This is a genomic window from Pseudomonas sp. PB120 (assembly GCF_009761815.1).
GTDB lineage: Bacteria > Pseudomonadota > Gammaproteobacteria > Pseudomonadales > Pseudomonadaceae > Aquipseudomonas.
Genome location: NZ_RWIN01000141.1, coordinates 1 through 19,080, shown reverse-complemented (window position 1 = coordinate 19,080; position 19,080 = coordinate 1). Strand labels below are relative to the sequence as shown.

The 19,080-nt window shown below is 61.0% G+C and carries 14 protein-coding genes and 2 pseudogenes; 11 read left to right on the top strand and 5 right to left on the bottom strand.

Annotated features, from left to right (window positions below; all coding sequences use genetic code 11):
• Position 1 precedes the first annotated feature (1 nt).
• Both EJA72_RS25320 and EJA72_RS25315 read left to right on the top strand, forming a co-directional pair.
• On the top strand, positions 2-1,276 hold the full coding sequence (locus EJA72_RS25320; RefSeq protein ID WP_157714619.1) for a glucarate dehydratase family protein: 1,275 nt from the start codon (positions 2-4) through the stop codon (positions 1,274-1,276).
• Between the two features lie 600 nt (positions 1,277-1,876).
• Positions 1,877-3,280: an MFS transporter gene (locus EJA72_RS25315; RefSeq protein WP_157714618.1), complete on the top strand. Its 1,404-nt coding sequence runs from the start codon at positions 1,877-1,879 to the stop codon at positions 3,278-3,280.
• Positions 3,281-3,351: 71 nt separating this feature from the next.
• Here the strand turns inward: EJA72_RS25315 and katG are convergent, their stop codons facing one another.
• Positions 3,352-5,607 (bottom strand): catalase/peroxidase HPI, encoded by a 2,256-nt coding sequence (gene katG / locus EJA72_RS25310; RefSeq protein WP_157714617.1) that lies wholly within the window; start codon positions 5,605-5,607, stop codon positions 3,352-3,354.
• Positions 5,608-5,992: 385 nt separating this feature from the next.
• Between katG and EJA72_RS25305 the strand changes: the two genes are divergently transcribed.
• A complete protein-coding gene (locus EJA72_RS25305) occupies positions 5,993-6,628 on the top strand; it encodes a hypothetical protein (protein WP_157714616.1) in 636 nt (211 codons plus the stop codon).
• Here the strand turns inward: EJA72_RS25305 and EJA72_RS25300 are convergent.
• The 3 genes and pseudogenes from EJA72_RS25300 to EJA72_RS25290 all read right to left on the bottom strand — a co-directional run bounded on the left by EJA72_RS25300 (position 6,594) and on the right by EJA72_RS25290 (position 9,609).
• Positions 6,594-7,613, bottom strand: coding sequence for an AbrB family transcriptional regulator (locus EJA72_RS25300; protein WP_157714615.1), 1,020 nt, complete (start codon positions 7,611-7,613; stop codon positions 6,594-6,596). The genes EJA72_RS25305 and EJA72_RS25300 overlap by 35 nt on opposite strands.
• Positions 7,614-7,784: 171 nt before the next feature.
• The gene (locus EJA72_RS25295) at positions 7,785-8,240 is read right to left on the bottom strand and encodes a type II 3-dehydroquinate dehydratase (protein ID WP_157714614.1); all 456 of its coding nucleotides are present in this window, start codon (positions 8,238-8,240) and stop codon (positions 7,785-7,787) included.
• A 14-nt stretch (positions 8,241-8,254) separates the two neighbouring features.
• Positions 8,255-9,609: pseudogene (locus tag EJA72_RS25290) on the bottom strand (MFS transporter).
• Between the two features lie 154 nt (positions 9,610-9,763).
• Between EJA72_RS25290 and EJA72_RS25285 the strand changes: the two are divergent.
• The 4 genes from EJA72_RS25285 to EJA72_RS25270 all read left to right on the top strand — a co-directional run bounded on the left by EJA72_RS25285 (position 9,764) and on the right by EJA72_RS25270 (position 14,799).
• Entirely contained in the window at positions 9,764-10,648 is an 885-nt protein-coding gene (locus EJA72_RS25285) for a LysR family transcriptional regulator (RefSeq protein WP_157714613.1), read from the top strand.
• 154 nt (positions 10,649-10,802) lie between these two features.
• Entirely contained in the window at positions 10,803-12,140 is a 1,338-nt protein-coding gene (locus tag EJA72_RS25280; protein WP_157714612.1) for an aromatic acid/H+ symport family MFS transporter, read from the top strand.
• A 26-nt stretch (positions 12,141-12,166) separates the two neighbouring features.
• The gene (locus tag EJA72_RS25275) at positions 12,167-13,429 is read left to right on the top strand and encodes a gallate dioxygenase (RefSeq protein ID WP_157714611.1); all 1,263 of its coding nucleotides are present in this window, start codon (positions 12,167-12,169) and stop codon (positions 13,427-13,429) included.
• 122 nt (positions 13,430-13,551) lie between these two features.
• A complete protein-coding gene (locus EJA72_RS25270; RefSeq protein WP_157714610.1) occupies positions 13,552-14,799 on the top strand; it encodes an OprD family porin in 1,248 nt (415 codons plus the stop codon).
• Positions 14,800-14,953: 154 nt separating this feature from the next.
• On the opposite strand, the gene EJA72_RS25265 is transcribed toward EJA72_RS25270, so the two are convergent.
• On the bottom strand, positions 14,954-16,177 hold the full coding sequence (locus tag EJA72_RS25265; RefSeq protein ID WP_157714609.1) for a LysR family transcriptional regulator: 1,224 nt from the start codon (positions 16,175-16,177) through the stop codon (positions 14,954-14,956).
• A 157-nt stretch (positions 16,178-16,334) separates the two neighbouring features.
• On the opposite strand from EJA72_RS25265, the gene galB reads away from it, so the two are divergent.
• The 4 genes and pseudogenes from galB to EJA72_RS29400 form a co-directional block, all read left to right on the top strand.
• On the top strand, positions 16,335-17,069 hold the full coding sequence (gene galB / locus EJA72_RS25260; protein WP_157714608.1) for a 4-oxalmesaconate hydratase: 735 nt from the start codon (positions 16,335-16,337) through the stop codon (positions 17,067-17,069).
• Positions 17,066-17,782 carry a 4-carboxy-4-hydroxy-2-oxoadipate aldolase/oxaloacetate decarboxylase gene (locus EJA72_RS25255; RefSeq protein ID WP_157714607.1) on the top strand — a complete coding sequence of 239 codons (717 nt, stop codon included), beginning with the start codon at positions 17,066-17,068 and terminating at the stop codon, positions 17,780-17,782. Before galB ends, EJA72_RS25255 begins: the two co-directional genes overlap by 4 nt.
• A 2-nt stretch (positions 17,783-17,784) precedes the next feature.
• The gene (locus tag EJA72_RS25250; protein ID WP_157714606.1) at positions 17,785-18,867 is read left to right on the top strand and encodes a 4-oxalomesaconate tautomerase; all 1,083 of its coding nucleotides are present in this window, start codon (positions 17,785-17,787) and stop codon (positions 18,865-18,867) included.
• A gap of 38 nt (positions 18,868-18,905) precedes the next feature.
• Positions 18,906-19,080 (top strand): annotated as a pseudogene (locus EJA72_RS29400) (helix-turn-helix domain-containing protein); the annotation flags it as partial.

The window sequence follows — 19,080 nt, the reverse complement described above, 5'->3', positions numbered from 1 at the left end:
TTTGAAAATCAAACGAGTCACCGTCACCCCCATCGCTTTCCGCGATCCGCCACTGCTCAACGCCAGCGGCATTCATGAACCGTTCGCGCTGCGCTCGATCATCGAGATCGAAAGCGACAACGGTTACATCGGCCTGGGCGAGAGTTACGGCGACGCCCCGGCGTTGTTGATACAGCAGCAGTTACAGTCACAATTGATCGGACTTGATCCGTTCAACCTCAACCAGCTGCGCGCAATCGTGCAGGCGACGGTGGCCGCGAACAAACCGGCGAGCATCCCCGGCGCAGAACTGGCCCCCGGTTCCCACGCCAGCAAAGCGGTGAGCAACGCGTATTCGGCGTTCGAAGTGGCGTTCCTAGACTTGCAGGCGCATTCGCTGAATGTGCCGTTGGTGGACTTGCTGGGCGGCGCGATTCGTGACGAGATTCCGTTCAGCGCCTACCTGTTTTTCAAGTATGCCCAACACGTTGATTCGCCGTACCAGCCGGACAGTTGGGGCGAAGCCCTGAACGAGGAGCAGATCGTCGCCCAGGCGCGGCGCATGATCGAGGCTTATGGCTTCAAGAGCATCAAGCTCAAGGCCGGCACGCTGCCGCCGGAGCATGAAGTGTCGTGCATCAAGGCCTTGAAAAAAGCCTTTCCGGGGTACCCGCTGCGCATCGACCCGAATGGCAATTGGTCCCTGGAAACCTCTATTCGCATGGCCGAATTGCTTGGCGACGACCTGCAATATTACGAAGACCCGACGCCGGGCCTCGACGGCATGGCTGAACTGCACCGGCGCACGGGGCTGCCGTTGGCGACCAATATGGTGGTCACGGACTTCGACGAATTTCGTCGCAGCGTGGCGCAAAACAGCGTGCAGATTGTCCTGGCCGACCACCATTATTGGGGCGGTTTGAGGGACACCCAGGCGTTGGCGAAAATGTGCGACACCTTCGGCCTTGGGGTGTCGATGCATTCCAACTCGCACCTGGGCATCAGCCTGATGGCCATGGCCCATGTTGCCGCGTCCGTGCCCAACCTCGATTACGCCTGCGACACGCATTACCCGTGGCAGGAACCGGATGAAGAGGTGATCAAGGGCGGCAAGCTGCCGATCGTCGATGGCTGCGTGAAAATCACTCGCGCACCGGGGTTGGGCCTGGAGCTGGATCGGGATCAACTGGGCAAGCTGCACGATCAATACCTGACCTGCGGGATTCGCCAGCGGGATGATGTGAAGCAGATGCAGCGTTACAAGCCTGACTGGAAAGCGGTCAAGCCACGGTTCTGATTAGACGCAATCCCTGTAGGAGCGAGCTTGCTCGCGATGGTCGTCAACGATAACGCGGGCTTTCTGAAGGAACGCGGCGTTCTTGAGTCCATCGCGAGCAGGCTCGCTCCCACAGAAAGCAGGGCGGGGCAGGGCTTGTTATCGTACAACCCTGTTAAATCGCGAAACGCGAACCCTCTCCGCAACCTCCATAAAAAACAAAAGCCTAACGCTGCCAATCCCTATATTGTTAACTAAGGCTGGCGGTTTCCTTGATATACACACCCATTTTTTATGATTGACAGCCCCGCGATGAACTGGCTATATACGCTGGCAAGGTTGTACGACGACAGACGAATAATCGTTTGTTTCATCATAAAAATAAAAACTGGTGTCGGCCCCATCATGAAATCAATCCGTTCACGCGCCCCCCTGAATGCCGCTTCCCGTTCCTTGACCGGTGCCGCTTGCCCATCCCACGGCCAGCCCCGGGGATAACGTCTGCCTCTAATTTGAAGATCTGCACCGAGCAAAGCCTGCGTGGGGCAATGCTCAATGTTTCAAATTGATCTCGCTTGAAACCGAGAGATCATCACCACAACCAACAATAAAAGTGATGCCATGAATCTGAACGAGCCCATCAATCCACAACGCATCAGTCAGGCCGTCGGCAAATACCGCTGGACGATCTGTGCACTGCTGTTTTTCGCCACCACCGTCAATTACCTGGACCGTCAGGTACTGAGCCTGTTGGCGCCGGACCTGTCGACGCAATTCGGCTGGAGCAACACCGATTACGCCAACATTGCTTCCGTGTTCCAGTTTGTGTACGCGATTTCCATGCTGTTCGCCGGCCGCCTGGTCGACAAGATCGGCACCAAGACCGCCTATATCGTGGCCATCGGCATCTGGTCGACCGGTGCGATGATGCACGCCTTTGCAGTGCCGATGGGCGAGGGGATCGCCGGTGTGTGCAGCGCACTTGGCGTTGCCGTGATCCCGGTGTCGATCGCCGGCTTCATGTTGTCGCGCGCCGTGCTGGCGATAGGCGAGGCGGGTAACTTCCCGATCGCGATCAAGGCCACCGCGGAATATTTCCCGAAGAAAGAACGTTCGTTCGCCACCGGCATTTTCAACTCCGGCGCCAACGTCGGCGCCATCCTGGCACCGATCAGCGTGCCACTGATCGCCGGCCTCTGGGGCTGGGAAGCGGCGTTCATCGTGATCGGCGGCTTGGGCTTCGTCTGGGTGGCTGTCTGGATTGCGCTGTACAAGAAACCGGAAGAGCAAAAACGCCTGTCGGCCGAAGAACTGGCCTACATCCGTCATGACCAGGGCGCGCAGGCGCTTGCCGGCACCGACTCGGGTGAAGCGGCTAAAAAGGTCTCGTGGTTCAAGCTGCTGACCTACCGTCAGACCTGGGCTTTCGTCTTCGGCAAATTCATGACCGACGGCGTGTGGTGGTTCTTCCTGTTCTGGCTGCCAACCTACCTGGCGGCGCAATACGGCATGAAAGGCCAGGCCATCGTGTGGCCGCTGGCGGTGCTGTACAGCATGACCATGATTGGCAGCATCGGCGGTGGCTGGTTCCCAAGCTACTTCATGTCCCGCGGCGATGCGCCGTATGACGGTCGCATGAAAGCCATGCTGGTGATCGCGTTCTTCCCGCTGGTGGTCTTGCTGGCGCAGCCGTTCGGCTACCTCAGTTTCTGGGTGCCGGTGCTGTTGATCGGTGTGGGCGCGTCGGCGCACCAGGCGTGGTCGTGCAACATTTTCACCACCGTGTCTGACATGTTTCCGCAAAAATCCATCGCTTCGGTGGTCGGCATTGGCGGTCTGGCCGGTGGCCTGGGCGGCGTCGTGATGACCAAGACCGGCGGTTGGGTGATCGACCACTACAAAATGCTCAACGATATCCATACCGGCTACATGATCATGTTCGCGATCTGTGCGGTGGCCTACCTGGTGGCGTGGAGCGTGATGAAAACGCTGGTGCCGCGTCACAAGGAAATCACTGACCTGTAACAGCAGTCACGGCATAAAAAAACGCCATCCCGGCCTGAGTCGGGATGGCGTTTTTCATTTCTGCGCCGTGTCTATTTCACATCAAAGCGATCCAGGTTCATCACCTTGGTCCACGCCGCCACGAAGTCGTTGACGAACTTCTCTTTCGAGTCGCTCAGCGCATAGACTTCAGACAGCGCACGCAACTGCGCATTCGAACCAAAGACCAGATCAACCCGGGTCCCGGTCCACTTCACTTCACCGGTCTTGCGGTCACGGCCTTCGAACTCCTCATTCGCCTCTGACACCGGTTTCCATTCCACACTCATGTCCAGCAGGTTCTTGAAGAAGTCGTTGGTCAACGCCTCCGGCTGCTTCGTGAACACCCCGTGCTTGGTCTGCCCGACATTGGTGTTCAACACGCGCAGGCCGCCCACCAGCGCGGTCATTTCTGGCGCGGTGAGGGTCAACAGTTGCGCCTTGTCGATCAACAGGTGTTCGGCCGGCACGCGGTAGCGGGTCTTGAGGTAGTTGCGGAAGCCGTCGGCGATGGGCTCCAGGAAGCCGAAAGATTCGACGTCGGTCTGTTCCTGGGAGGCGTCCATCCGCCCGGGGGTGAACGGCACCGTCACGCTGTGGCCGGCATTTTTCGCGGCCTGTTCGACACCCGCGTTACCCGCCAGCACGATCAGGTCCGCCAGCGAAACTTTCTTGCCGCCGCTGTTGAACTCGCGCTGGATGTTTTCGAGCTTCGACAGTACGTTCGCCAATTGCTCAGGTTGGTTGGCCTGCCAGGATTTTTGCGGGGCCAGACGCAGGCGTCCGCCGTTGGCGCCGCCGCGTTTGTCGGAACCACGGAAAGTTGAAGCAGCCGCCCAAGCGGTGGATACCAGCTGTGGAACCGTCAGGCCAGAGGCCAGGATTTTGCTTTTGAGCGCGGCCACATCGCCGTCGTTGATCAAGTCGTGGTCGACGGCGGGGATCGGGTCTTGCCACAGCAGTTCTTCGCTCGGCAGTTCCGGGCCGAGGTAGCGCGAAAGTGGCCCCATGTCACGGTGGATCAGCTTGAACCAGGCGCGGGCGAACGCGTCGGACAGTTGATCCGGGTTCTGCAGGAAGCGCCGGGCAATCGGTTCATAAATCGGGTCGAAGCGCAGGGCCAGGTCCGAGGTCAGCATGGTCGGATTGCGACGTTTCGACGGGTCGTGGGCATCCGGAATGGTGCCGGCACCGGCGCCATTCTTGGCGACCCATTGGTTGGCCCCGGCCGGGCTTTTGCTCAGCTCCCACTCGAAGCCGAACAGGTTTTCCAGGTAGTTGTTGCTCCATTTTGTCGGCGTGGTGGTCCAGGTCACTTCCAGGCCGCTGGTGATGGTGTCCGGGCCTTTACCGGTGCCGAAACTGTTTTTCCAGCCAAACCCCTGGGCTTCCAGGCCCGCGGCTTCGGGTTCGGGCCCGACATTGTCGGCCGGGCCGGCGCCATGGGTTTTACCGAAGGCATGGCCGCCCGCGATCAGCGCCACGGTTTCTTCATCGTTCATGGCCATGCGGCCGAAGGTTTCGCGGATGTCCAGGGCGGACTTGACCGGGTCTGGCTCGCCTTCAGGGCCTTCGGGGTTAACGTAGATCAAGCCCATCTGGACGGCGGCGAGTGGGTTTTCCAGATTGCGCCCCCCCTCAGTGCGACTGTCTTCATTTCGACCGGGCTCGGCCACGAGCGGGACATCACCGGGCGCCTCCACGGGTTTTTGCCCTTTGTCGTAGCGGGTGTCGCCACCCAGCCACTTGTTTTCCGAACCCCAGTACACGTCTTCATCCGGTTCCCAGACGTCCGGACGGCCACCGGAAAAACCAAAGGTCTTGAAGCCCATGGACTCGAGCGCGACGTTGCCGGTGAGCACAATCAGGTCGGCCCAGGAAATATTCCGGCCGTATTTTTGCTTGATCGGCCAAAGCAGCCGGCGCGCCTTGTCGAGGCTGACGTTATCCGGCCAGCTGTTCAGCGGCGCGAAACGTTGCTGGCCAGAACCGGCACCACCACGGCCGTCCCCCGTACGGTAGGTGCCCGCTGCGTGCCAGGCCATGCGAATGAACAGCGGCCCATAGTGACCGAAGTCCGCCGGCCACCAGTCTTGAGAATCGGTCATCAGCGCGTTCAGGTCGCGTTTGACCGCCCCGAAGTCCAGGCTTTTAAACGCTTCGGCATAGTTGAAGTTCTCGTCCATGGGGTCGGACAGGGACGAGTGCTGGTGCAGGATCTTCAGATTCAGTTGGTTCGGCCACCAGTCGCGGTTCGTCGTGCCACCGCCAGCGGCGTGATTGAAGGGGCATTTCGATTCATTTGCCATGTGTGAGCTACCTTTGGTCGTGTTCATCCGGCTATCGCGCCCGGGATGGGCGTTGGATAGCTAACGAGCGGAATCTATGACAGGGGCGGCAGGGGCCAACGGTTGAATCAACCGACTGTTTTAACCACGCGGGCATTCTGAACAGCGTTAATCGAGTGGTCTGCGCGATGGCCCACGGGTGGCCTAGTCAAGCTTCGGACTCATTCCTGTCTCCTTATCAGCACTAAACCGGCCAGCTTATGGCGCCAGCGCTCGGATAAGGGTAGACGTCGGATTTGAAGTCAGCTAATAGCCGGACTATTGGTGCGCGATAGCTATAATCTTTTATCGGGGCCCTGGGGCGGGGCCGATGATAAAACCGGCTGTCAGGGGAGAGGACCCGACCATGAACAAGCGCCTGCGCGGCACGGCTATCCACGAAGCGGGGCATGTGCTGGCCTTTTGGTGGAACGGCCAGCACATCGAGCGCGTCACGGTGCGCACCCATGCCGAAGCGTTCGCCGGGCCGATGTTCGATCTACGGGGCAACCCGCAACCGGCGGAGGGGCTGGTCGAGGCGGACTACCTTGTGCCGCATCCGGCAAAGGAGCCGCCCGGCATCGCGGAATACCTGCCCTCCATGATCGACCCCATTGAACGTGACCTGATCGACTGCTTCGCCGGTCCCGTGGCCGAAGCCGTCTACCGGCACAGCCCATCCGACATACTCTTGCGCGGCAGCGGTCAGGGCGATCAGCGCCGGGGCTACGCCTTGATCAGCTTGCTGCCCGCCCGAAAGCTGCTCGACGCCGAAACCCGCGCCATCGCCCGGTCCAGTTGCCTGGTGCATCGATACTGGCTCGCCGTAACGATGGTGGCGGATCTGCTGCAGATGCGGGGTTCGGTGAGCGGGGAGGTCATCACCGCGCTGCTGCGCGAAATCACCGGCGAATCACCGGTGCTGTTGGGCAATAACCTGGCGACGCTGGACACGCCGCCCCCTCCGGTCAGGCACTTTCACGCCAGCGCCGCGCCTGAATGAGCAGGGCCGGTGCAAAGTGCAGCACGACCATCCGCACCAGATGATGAGACAGGATAAACACGACGTTGAGCCCGCCACTGAACGCGACAATGGCAATCGTCTCGATGGCGCCGGGCATGTACGCCAGCCATAACGACAAGGGATCACTGCCCAGGCTCCGGCCGGCCAGCCCGGCAAACGCAGCGGCAATCAGCAGCATCAGGGCGATGGACATCAGCCCGGCGCGACCGTGGCGAACCAGTTCCGAGAGGCTGATGCCCTTGAACTTCGAACCGATCAGCATGCCGAGGATGACCGTCGCGAAATCGACACTCCATTCGGGCATGTGGAAGTTCTGGAAATAGCCGAGCTTGATACTGACGCCGGTGGCCACAATGGCGGTGAGCATGAACGGTGCGGGGACGCCGCCCTTTAACAGCACGCGGCCGATGGCGATGCTCGCGACGATCAGCGTCAACAGGGGCAGCAGGTTGCCAGCGTCCAGCGGACGGTTGTCGACCAGCGCCACCCCGGGAACCCCCGGAATGCAAAAACTCACCAGCACGGTGATCAGCAGCAGCCGGACCAGGTGCACGACAATCACCTTGCTCGACGCGCGCTCGGACTCCAGCAAATCGAACACCGCCGCCAATGCCCCCGGGTAGACGGCCAATAGGGCATCCTTCAGGTCCCACCCCGACACCCGGTACAACCACCAACCGCCGACGGCGATCTGGGCCGACAGGCACACCAACAGGAAGCCGAGGCTGGGCAGCATGGCGGCCGCGACCTGGCTGTCCCACGCCTTGAACATCAGGCCGGTGGCGATCCCGAGGACGATTTGCACATAACCAAGGCCGAAGCGCAGCCTCGGCGCAAAACCGGTGTTACTGACGAGCAACGCCGTCGCGAGAATCGAGCCGAGCAACAGGCCGTGTGGTACGCCGGCAACTTGCAACGCGGCGCCAACGCCGATGGCGATGAGTAAACACAATAAGGTTTTCATGGGGGGGGGAGGCCTCGTCCTTGATGCTCGTGGTGCCCGTTGAGGCTGCGCACGTTGTCCCATTGAATGACGTGAAGCGTCAAGCACGCGGGTGTCAGGGGATCGCGTTGATCAAAGAAAAGCCCCGTTTCTTTTGAAGGAACGGGGCTTTTTTTGCAGGTGAGCCGGGATTTACCGGGCGACGATCTTGCTGCGCAGCAGGCTGTCGACGGCACGGATGGCGAGCGGATAACCCTCGGCGCCGAGGCCGCAGATCACGGTGTCGACGACGCCGGACATGATCGAATGCCGATGCAGTTCATCCCGCGCATGAATGTTCGACAGGTGCAGCTCAACCAACGGCGCTTCAATCAACTTCAACGCATCCAGCACCGGGATCGAATGAAACGAAAACCCCGCCGGGTTGATGATCAGCGCCGCGCCTTGTTCGAACGCTTCCTGAATCCAGTCGACCATCACGCCTTCGTGGTTGGTCTGGCGAAAGTCGCACGCCAGCTCGAGTTCATCGGCCAGCAACAGGCTGCTTTGGCGGATCTGTTCGAGGGTGGTGTGGCCGTAGATGTGCGGCTCGCGGCGGCCCAGCAGGTTGAGGTTTGGGCCGTTGAGGATGAAGACGGTGCGGTTCATGGTCGTCCTGCTGCTTATTTGGAAAGGATGGCGGTGGCGTTGTGGTCGGCCGGCGTTTGTTCAGTGACGGCGTTGAGGTCGATGCCGCGGGTTTCAGGGCCGATGACGATCATGGCCAGGGAAATCAGGTTGATTACGGCGCACAGCGAAACCAGTGGCCAGGGTGAATTGCCGGACTGACTCATCAGCCACACCGCGATCATCGGCATCGGGCCGCCGACCAGCAGGTTGGCGCCGGTGTAGGCCAGGGCGGAGCCGGAATAACGGACCTGAGTCGGGAACGCTTCTGCGAATGCCACGGGCTGGATGCCGCTCTGGAACTGGGTGAAGCCCAGGAACAGTCCCATGATCGCCATGATGGCGCTGACGTTTTGCGTGTTCAGGATCGGGAAGTAGACCATCAGGATCAGCAGCGTCATGCACGAACCGAGGATCAAGGCCTTTTTCCGGCCCCAGCGATCTGACAGGTAGCCGCAGCCAGTGCACCGAAAATTGCGCAGACGTTGGCGACCATCAAAGACATGAAGCCCATGGACTGGCTCATGCCCAAGTGCTTGGTAAGGTAGCTCAGGGAAAAAATCACGATCAGATAAAACAGGGCTGCAGGCGAGCAGAAGAACAGCATCAACCGCACAATGGTTTTGTAATGACCGCCCAGCGCGGACTTGAGCGGACTTTTTTCCTGTTTGACCGGGGTTTTCTTCAAGGCGACGAAGGCCGGTGTCTCATCGACTTTGAGCCGGATGAAGATCGCGACGACCACCAGGACAAAACTCAGGAGGAAGGGAATGCGCCAGCCAAAGCTTTCGAATTGTTCGCTGTTCAACGTTGCGGCGAGTCCCATCAACACGGCGTTGGCCAAAATCTGGCTGAGCGGCGAGCACAATCCGAGTAACCCCGAATACCGTCCACGGCGGTCGGGGGAGGCGTGTTCGAGTGCCATGAGTTGCGCCCCGGTGGACTCACCGCCCAGCGCGAAGCCCTGGATGATCCGCAATAGCACCAGGAGAATGGGCGCCCAGACCCCGATTTGACCATACGTGGGCAACAAACCCATCATCACCGAGGCCAGGCCCATCATCGTCACGGTGGCCAGCATCAGGTTGCGGCGACCCAGTTTGTCGCCGAGGTAACCGCAGGTAATCGCCCCCAATGGCCGTGCAGCCAAGCCAACGCCGAACGTTGCCAGCGAGGCCAGCAAACCGGCGGTGGGTTCCATGGCCGGAAAGAACAGCTTGGGCAGGATGGTCGCCGATACCGCTCCGTAGAGAGTGAAGTCGAACCATTCCAGGGCGGTGCCGATGGTTGCGGCGGTCACCGCTTTGCGGGGCATGCGCAAATCATGAGTCTCGTGACTGGTCGTGCTCATAGAGGTGCTCGTCTTTGTTTTTATGGTTATGGAGTACTCACACGTTCCGGCTTGGGCAGGAATCGTTGAAGTGGGTAGACGTTAGCGCATCTCGCTTGCAGAATAATTATCGAAATCCAGACAAATAGATAAGCCAACCTTATGAGTGAGCGTTATGGAACTGCGTCACCTTAAAGCCTTTGTCGTGGCGGCGGACTTGCAACATTTCAGCCGGGCGGCTGAGCAACTGGGCATCGCGCAGCCGGCGTTGAGCCAGCTGATGCGCACGCTTGAATCCGAATTGGGGCTGGCGCTGTTCCGCCGTGAAAACCGCGGTGTGGCGCTGACCGCTGCCGGCATGGCGTTTTTGCCGCATGCGCGGCAATCCATCGAGTCCAGCGAATTGGCAACGGCCGCTGCCCGGCGTGCCAGGCGTGGCGAAGTCGGCGAGATCAACATTGGTTACCACTCGGCCCTGCTCGAGGCCAACCTGCCGCAGTTGCTCAGGCATTACTTCAGCACGTTTCCCGAGGTCAAGGTGTCGCTGGTGGACGCGGGTATTCGCGCGCAGTTCGACATGTTGCTCGACCATAAACTCGACCTGGGATTTGCCCGCGTGTTCAAGGACCACTTGCCGGACCGCTTGCGCACGCATCACTTCAGTCAGTCGAGCCTTGTGCTGTTGATCCCGGACAACCATGAGCTGGCGGACAGTTTTACCGGCGAGCTGGCAACACTGCGGCACGAGAAATTCGTCTTCCTTCAGGACGCAGCCGGCATCGGCCTGACTTCCCACACGCTTCAGGCCTGTCGGCAAAACCAGCTGCACCCCGAGAACATTCTGTATGTCCCGTCGCTGATGAGTATTCCCGGGCTGGTGGCGGCGGGGATCGGCCTGAGTATCGTGCCGGAAACCATGGCCCGGTTGACGATGCCGGGCGTGCGGATCGTGCCGCTGGCACAGCCAGAAATGGTCAGTGAACTGTCGCTGATTTCACGCATTGATGAGCGTTCCAGTGCGGTGCTGCACTTCATCGAAGAGGCCCATGGCTGGGGGTAAGCCGGCCCGCAGCACTCACGCAGTTTTTTCACCCGATAAGAAAAACCGATACCCGCTTAAGGATTTCCCAGAGGCGGGGCAGGCGCTTGCGGCCTTAGAGTCACGCCCAGCGTTCTGCTGCCGGAACTTCTACAAAAATAAGAAGGTGAAAAGCATGAGTCACGAGACGGTCGATATCAAAGCGTGGATCGACAACCGACCGGTTGCCCGATACCAGTGGCTCATCATGAGCCTGTGTTTCTTCGTTGTGCTGTTTGATGGTTTCGACGTCGCGGTCATGGGGTTTATCGCGCCCTCCCTGATTCAGGAGTGGGGGCTGTCGAAAGCCGCGTTTGGCCCGGTCATGAGTGCCGGCATGGTGGGCCTGGCCATTGGTGCGTTGACGGCCGGCCCTTACGCCGACCGTATCGGGCGCAAAAAGGTGCTGCTGTTTGCCGTGACCGGTTTCAGTGTCCTGAGCCTGGCATGTGCGTTCGCGAGCAATCCCTATGAACTGGCGACATTGCGGTTATTGACCGGCGTGGCGCTGGGCGCTGCGTTGCCCAACACCACCACGCTGCTGTCTGAATACCTGCCGGAGCGTAATCGCTCGCTGTTCATCACCATCATGTTCACCGGGTTCAACATGGGTTCGGGGCTGGGCGGTTTGCTCGCGGCGTGGCTGATTCCACACCACGGCTGGCAATCGGTGCTGCTCGCTGGTGGGATCTTGCCGTTGGTGCTGCTGCCGTTCCTGTGGCTGTTGTTGCCGGAGTCGGCACGTTTTCTCGCGGCTCGCAATGCGCCGGCCAGTCAGATCGCCAAGGTGCTGAACAAGTTGGGCGGGACCTTTTCGTCGACCACGAATTTCACCCTGGCCGAACCTCAGGTTCAGCACAAAGCGCCGGTGCGCATGTTGTTCAGCGAGGGCTATCGGTTTGGCACGCTGGCGCTGTGGCTGACCTATTTCATGGGTCTGCTGGTGATCTACCTGACCATGGGCTGGATGCCGACGCTGTTGCGCGAAGGTGGTTTGTCGATTGAACGGGCGGCGACCATCACCGGTTTGTTCCAGATCGGTGGCACCGTTGGCGCCATCGTGGTCGGCTGGGCCATGGATCGACGCAATCCGAACACGGTCATTGCGACCTCGTATGCCCTGGGCGGTGCGTTCATTCTGTTGTTGGGCGCCTTCAGCCTGGAGTCGAGCCTGCTGGCGTTCGGCGTGATTGCCGCGGGCTTTTGCATGAGCGGTGCACAAACCGGCCTCAACGCGTTTGCCCCCGGCTACTACCCGACGGACTTCCGCGCCACGGGTGTGAGCTGGATGCTCGGGATCGGCCGTTTCGGGGCTATCTTTGGCTCACTCATCGGTGGCGCGGTGCTCAGCCTGGGCTTGGGCCTGCCGCTGTTGTTCGCCTTGCTGGGCCTGCCGGCCTTCATTGCGGCCCTGGCGATTCTGGCCAACGGTCATGCGCGGCGCCGGGTCAGCCGGGCATTGGTTGCGCACTAAACTTTTTTTGAACAAAGGAACTCGTCATGGCACGCATCATCGGTGGCCTCGCTGTCTCCCACACACCCACCATCGGCTTCGCGGTCGATCACGACAAACAGAACGAGGCTGCCTGGGCGCCGATTTTCGAAGGCTTCGAACCGATCAAGGTCTGGTTGAAAGAGCAACAACCCGATGTGTTGTTCTACATCTTCAATGACCATGTGACCTCGTTTTTCTTCGATCACTACGGCGCGTTTTCCCTGGGGGTCGATGAGCGTTACGAGGTCGCCGACGAGGGCGGCAATCCCCGTGAACTGCCGTCGATTGGCGGGCATGCGGCGCTGTCGCGACACATCGGCGAAAGCCTGATGGCCGACGAGTTCGACATGAGTTTCTTCCGCGACAAACCGCTGGACCACGGCTTCTTCTCGCCGATGTCGGCGCTGTTGCCGAGCACGCCCGAGTGGCCGGTGGAGATCGTACCGCTGCAAGTCGGCGTGTTGCAGTTCCCCATCCCCAGTGCGTTGCGCTGCTACAAATTGGGGTTGGCCCTGCGCCGGGCCATCGAAAGTTATCCGGAGGACCTCAAGGTCGCCATCGTCGCCACGGGCGGCGTGTCCCATCAGGTGCATGGCGAGCGCTGCGGTTTCAACAATCCGCAGTGGGATCAGCAGTTCATTGATCTGCTGGTCAACGACCCGATCCGCCTGACCGAGATGACCCTGGCGGAATTCGCCACCCTCGGCGGGCTGGAAGGTTCGGAGGTGATTACCTGGCTGATCATGCGTGGTGCGCTGTCAGCCACGGTGAAGAATTTGCACCAGGATTATTACCTGCCGTCGATGACGGGTATCGCCACCTTGCTCCTGGAAAACCAGGACCGACCGGTGCCTGCCGACATCAATGCCCGCCATTTGCAGCACATGCAGCACCAGTTGGCCGGTATCGAGAAGCTTGAAGGGACGTATCCGTTCACGCTGGAGCGCAGCGCCAAGGGCTATCGCCTGAACAAGTTTTTGCATCGCATGATCGAACCCGAGTGGCGTCAGCGTTTTCTCGAAACGCCCGACGTGCTGTTCGATGAAGCCGGGCTGACGGACGAAGAGCGCGATTTGCTGCGTCGTCGTGACTGGCGTGGGTTGATCCAGTACGGCGCGATCTTCTTCGTGCTGGAAAAGCTCGCCGCGGTGCTGGGCATTCCCAACCTGCAGGTCTACGCCGCAATGCGCGGGCAAAGCCTGGAGGACTTCATGAAAACCCGGAATCAGCAGGTGCTGTATTCGGTGGCGGGCAAAGCCCCGCGCTAACCCTCCGATAGTCTCCGGCGGCGCTTTCTGGACGCCCTTGCAACGAACTTGATTGAGCTCACTGCGCCCGACCTTTTTGGGCGCAGCGGATTTTTATACCCAAAAACCGGATAACAATAACAATGAAAAACACCGTCAAACCTCGAATCCTGTTCACGCTGGCCGTGGTCTCCACGCTACCGCAACAGGGTTCCGCCGCCGGTTTCCTGGAGGATGCCAGTGCGAACCTGAACCTGCGCAACTTCTACATCAACCGCAACTACACCAACCCGGCCTACCCGCAAGGTAAGGCAGAGGAGTGGACCCAGAACTTCATTCTCGACGCCAGGTCCGGGTTCACCCAGGGCTTCGTTGGTTTTGGCGTCGATGTGCTGGGCCTGTACTCGCAGAAACTCGACGGCGGCAAAGGCACCGGCGGTACGCAATTGCTGCCGATCCATGATGACGGTCGTCCCGCCGATAACTTCGGTCGCCTGGGTGTGGCGCTGAAAGCCAAGTTCTCGAAAACCGAATTGAAGGTCGGCGAATGGATGCCGGTGTTGCCGATCCTGCGCTCGGATGACGGCCGTTCGCTGCCGCAAACCTTCCGCGGCGCTCAGGTGACGTCTACTGAAATCAGTGGCCTGACGCTCTACGGTGGCCAGTTCCAGCAAAACAGCCCGCGCAACGATGCGAGCATGGAAGACATGTCCATGAACGGCAAAGCGTCGTTCACGTCGGACCGTTTCAACTTCGGCGGCGGTGAATACAGCTTCAACGACAAGCACACCCAGGTCGGTGTCTGGTACTCGGAACTCAGCGACATTTACCAGCAGCAGTATTTCAGCCTCAACCACAGTCAGCCGCTTGGTGACTGGACGTTGGGCGCCAACCTTGGCTTCTTCAACGGCAAGGAAAGCGGCAGCGCGCTGGCGGGCGACCTCGACAACAAAACCAGCTTCGCCATGCTCTCGGCCAGGTACGGCGGCAGCACGTTCTACGTCGGGCTGCAAAAACTCACCGGGGACAGCGTGTGGATGCGGGTCAATGGCACCAGCGGTGGCACCCTGGCCAACGACAGCTACAACTCCAGCTATGACAACGCCCGGGAGAAATCCTGGCAACTGCGCCACGACTACAACTTCGTCGCCCTCGGCGTCCCTGGCCTGACGATGATGAACCGCTACATCAGCGGCGATAACGTGCACACCGGCGCGATTACCGACGGCAAGGAATGGGGCCGCGAATCGGAACTGGCCTACACGGTGCAGAGCGGGGCGCTGAAAAACCTCAACGTCAAATGGCGTAACTCGAGCATCCGTAAAGACTTCAGCACCAACGAGTTCGACGAAAACCGCGTGATCGTGAGCTATCCGTTGAACCTGCTGTAGCCGCTGTTGCTGACAACCTGTAGCCGCTGCCGAGCTTGCGAGGCTGCGTTGCGTGTCCGCAGGACCGCCCTCGGGGGCCGCTGCGCAGTCCAACGCAGCCTCGCAAGCTCGGCAGCTGCTACAAGGTCAACTGCATCTCGTGACTCGCCAGCTGCTACAGGTTTGTGTGTCGTTCGGAGGTCTGTTCTTGAATCACCCGGCGAATCATGTCCATCAGGGCTTGCGCCACGGGTGAGTGCAGGCTGCCGTTGCGATAGGTCAGGCCGATGGCGCGGGTGGTCTGTTTCAGCTCCAGCGGCAGGATGCACAGTTCGCCGGAGGCAATCTCCTGTTCCAGCTGGTGCGCGGACACCGCCGCCAACATGTCCGAACGCAACAACAACCCCCGAATGATCGCCATGTCGGCGCTTTCCACCACGGGCCGGGGCGGTGCGATGCCGAACGCCGTAAAGCAATCGTCGAGCATTGTTCGCGCGGGTGAACCGGCCCGAGGCAACACCCAGCGGGCGCCGCTCAGCTCATCCTGCAACGCGCTTTTCGCATAGAGCGGATGGTCCCGCCGCGCCACCACCACCATTTCTTCCGTGAGCAACGATTCGCCGATCAGGTCGCTGGCGTAGGCCGCCGAGCGTAGGGCGCCGAAGATAAAGTCGACGTCACCGGCGCGCAGTTCCGTCGCCAGCAGATCGAACGGACTTTCGTTGGTGATCACCTGAATCCCGGGATGCCTGGCCATCAGGCGGACAATCGCCTCGGGCAATATGCGCGTGCGGCCCAAGGGCAGGGCGCCGACATGCACCACACCTTGCAAGGCCCCGCGAATGGCGGTGATGTCGGTCTCGATATGCCGCAGTTCGTTCAGTGCGCGGCGAACAGGGAAGAGGATTTCAAGGCTGGCGCGCGTCGGCTGCAACCCGCGAGGCGTGCGTTCGAACAGCGTTTGCCCGCACCCGCTTTCCAGCACTTTGAGCGTCGAGCTGACGGCGGGCTGGCTCAGGCCGAGCAGGCTGGCGACCGTCTGCATGTGGTGCGTTTCGCAGAGTTTGACGAAGACTTGCAGGCGCCGGGCCTGGAACAGATAAAGCGGTTCGACGGCCTGTTTGTCCGGGTTGCCCAGCAGTTTCGGCACGCTGTCCAGCTCGGCCAGAACGCGGCGTGCCCGTGGCAGCAAGCGCTCGCCAAAGTCGGTCAAACGCATACCGTTGGCGTGCCGTTCGAACAGGGGCACGTCCAGCCGGGTTTCCAGTTCGGATATGGCCCGGGTCACCACTGACTGGGCGCGATACAACGCCACCGAGGCCTTGGAAACGCTGCCGTGATCGGCCACCCGGACAAAGGCCCGGACGTGCATCAGGCTGGGGAATTCCGAAGGCTCCATGGCGGTTCATGCTCTGCAATCAAATGTCGTCGACGACTATGCCGTTGCCCGGATGGAGTGGCAATAAAAAAAACGCATACCTCGAACACTCGAACGCATTACTCCGCCGGCACGTGCGGGTGCGATGCTCTTTCGACACGCAGGAGGAGCACCCGCAATGATCGAATCACCGAAAAACGCGCTGGTTGTCAGCGCACACTCTGCCGATTTCGTCTGGCGTGCGGGCGGTGCAATCGCACTGCATGCGCAACAGGGCTACAACGTTCACATCGTCTGCCTGTCGTTCGGTGAGCGCGGCGAGTCCGCCAAGCTGTGGCGCAAAGGAGAGATGAGCGAAGACAAGGTCAAGGCTGCACGCCGCGAAGAGGCTCAGGCCGCCGCGGATATCCTGGGGGCCAGTGTTGAGTTCTTTGACATCGGCGATTACCCGATGCGCGCTGACAAGGAAACGCTGTTTCGCCTGGCCGACGTGTTCCGCAAGGTCCAGCCGGAATTTGTCCTCAGCCACTCGCTGAAAGACCCTTACAACTACGATCACCCATTGGCCATGAACCTGACGCAAGAGGCGCGCATCATCGCCCAGGCCGAAGGCTACAAGCCGGGCGAGAAGATTGTCGGCGCACCGCCGGTGTACAGCTTCGAACCGCATCAGCCCGAGCAATGCGAATGGCGCCCGGACGTGCTGCTGGACATCACCGATGTCTGGGACAAAAAGTACGCGGCGATCCAGTGCATGGCCGGCCAGGAACACCTGTGGGAGTACTACACCCGCGTCGCCCTGCAGCGCGGCGTACAGGCCAAGCGCAACGTCGGCATTACGTCTACCCGCAACATCGTTTACGGCGAGGGTTACCAGAGCATCTTCCCGCGTGTCACGGAGAACCTGGCATGAGCGAGCACATCGGCAAAACCGGTATTGTCGTGCGTCACATTCCCCGGGCCGAGGCGGCGCTGGTGGATGAGTTGAAGCGCTATGGCGTCGCGACCATTCATGAAGCGCAAGGCCGCAAGGGCTTGCTGGCGTCATCGATCACGCCGATTCAACGTGGGACGGTGATCAGCGGTTCGGCGGTGACGGTGCTGGTCGCGCCGGGCGATAACTGGATGTTCCATGTGGCCGTGGAACAGTGCCACCCGGGGGACATTCTGGTGGTGGCGCCCACGTCACCGTGCACCGACGGTTACTTCGGCGACCTGCTGGCGACGTCGCTTAAAGCGCATGGCGTGCGGGCATTGATCATCGATGCCGGCGTGCGCGACACCCATACCTTGCGCGAGATGGGCTTCCCGGTCTGGTCCCGGGCAATCAGCGCCCAGGGCACGATCAAGGAGACTCTCGGCTCGGTCAACCTGCCGCTGGTGTGCGGCGGTCAACTGGTGCACCCGGGCGATGTGGTGGTGGCGGATGACGATGGCGTGGTGATCGTGCGTCGTGCCGAAGTCCCGCAGGTGGTCGAGGCCAGCCGCGCACGCGCCGATCTGGAAGAGCAGAAAGCCTTGCGCCTGGCCAAGGGCGAACTGGGTCTGGATATTTACAACATGCGCACGCGGCTGGCGGAAAAAGGTTTGCGCTACATCGACAGCCTCGACGAACTCGAGGACTGAGCATGAGCCAGACACGCATTCCCTGTTTGCTGATGCGCGGTGGCACCTCCAAAGGGGCGTACTTTCTGGCCCGTGATTTGCCGGAACAACCGGCACTTCGCGACCGTGTGCTGCTGGCGGTCATGGGCTCGCCGGACGCGCGGCAGATCGATGGCATCGGTGGCGGTGACTCGCTGACCAGCAAGGTAGCGATCATCAAGCCCAGCGCACGCGCCGGGGCCGATGTTGACTACCTGTTCGCTCAAGTCGTGGTCGACGAAGCGCGTGTCGACTATGGCCAGAACTGCGGCAACATCCTCGCCGGTGTCGGGCCGTTTGCGCTGGAGCGCGGGCTGGTGCCTGTGACAGGCGATGTCACGCCAGTGCGGATCTTCATGGAAAACACCGGGCAGATGGCGGTGGCGCACGTGCCCACGGCCAATGGCGAGGTCAGCTATTCAGGCGATGCGCGGATTGATGGTGTGCCGGGGCAGGGTGCGCCGTTGATCGTCGAATTCGAAGAGGTGGCAGGTTCCAGTTGCGGCGCGCTGCTGCCGACCGGCAACGTGACTGACACCTTCGACGGTGTCGAGGTGACGTGCATCGACAACGGCATGCCGGTCGTGATCATCCGTGCCCAAGACCTCGGTTGCAGTGGCTACGCGAGCCCGGAGCAACTGGACGCCGATACGAATCTGAAGGCCCGTCTCGAATCGATCCGCCTGCAGGCCGGGCCGCGCATGAACCTGGGCGATGTCCGCGCGCGAAACGTGCCCAAGATGTGCCTCGTCGCGCCCGCCCGATCCGGTGGCGCGCTCAGTACCCGGTCGTTCATTCCCCATCGTTGCCACACCAGCATCGGTGTGTTCGGGGCGGTCAGTGTGGCGGCGGCCTGTTTGCTTGAGGGCAGCGTGGCAGCGGGACTGGCCAGCGTGGGTGAGGGCGAGGTCAAGCGACTGTCGGTCGAGCATCCCACGGGCGAGTTCACCGTCGAGTTGCGCCTGCACAATGGCCAGTTGGCGGGGTGTGGCTTGATGCGCACGGCTCGATTGTTGTTCGACGGCGTCGTGTGCGTTCCGGCGTCTGTATGGGCGGTGGTGAGATAGACTCAACGTCGAGCATTCGACGGTGGGAGTGGGCTGCAATGGATTCGCTGATCACGGCTGCTGCGCAGGCACTGGCGGCGGGGGATCCGCTCGGCGCGTTGAACCGGGTCGCCCTGCGCGACGATGCGCCGGCGTTGGCATTGCGCGGAATTGCCATGGCGCAACTGGGCGATCTGGTCCGGGCCAAGGCGCTGTTGCAGCGGGCGGCGCGGG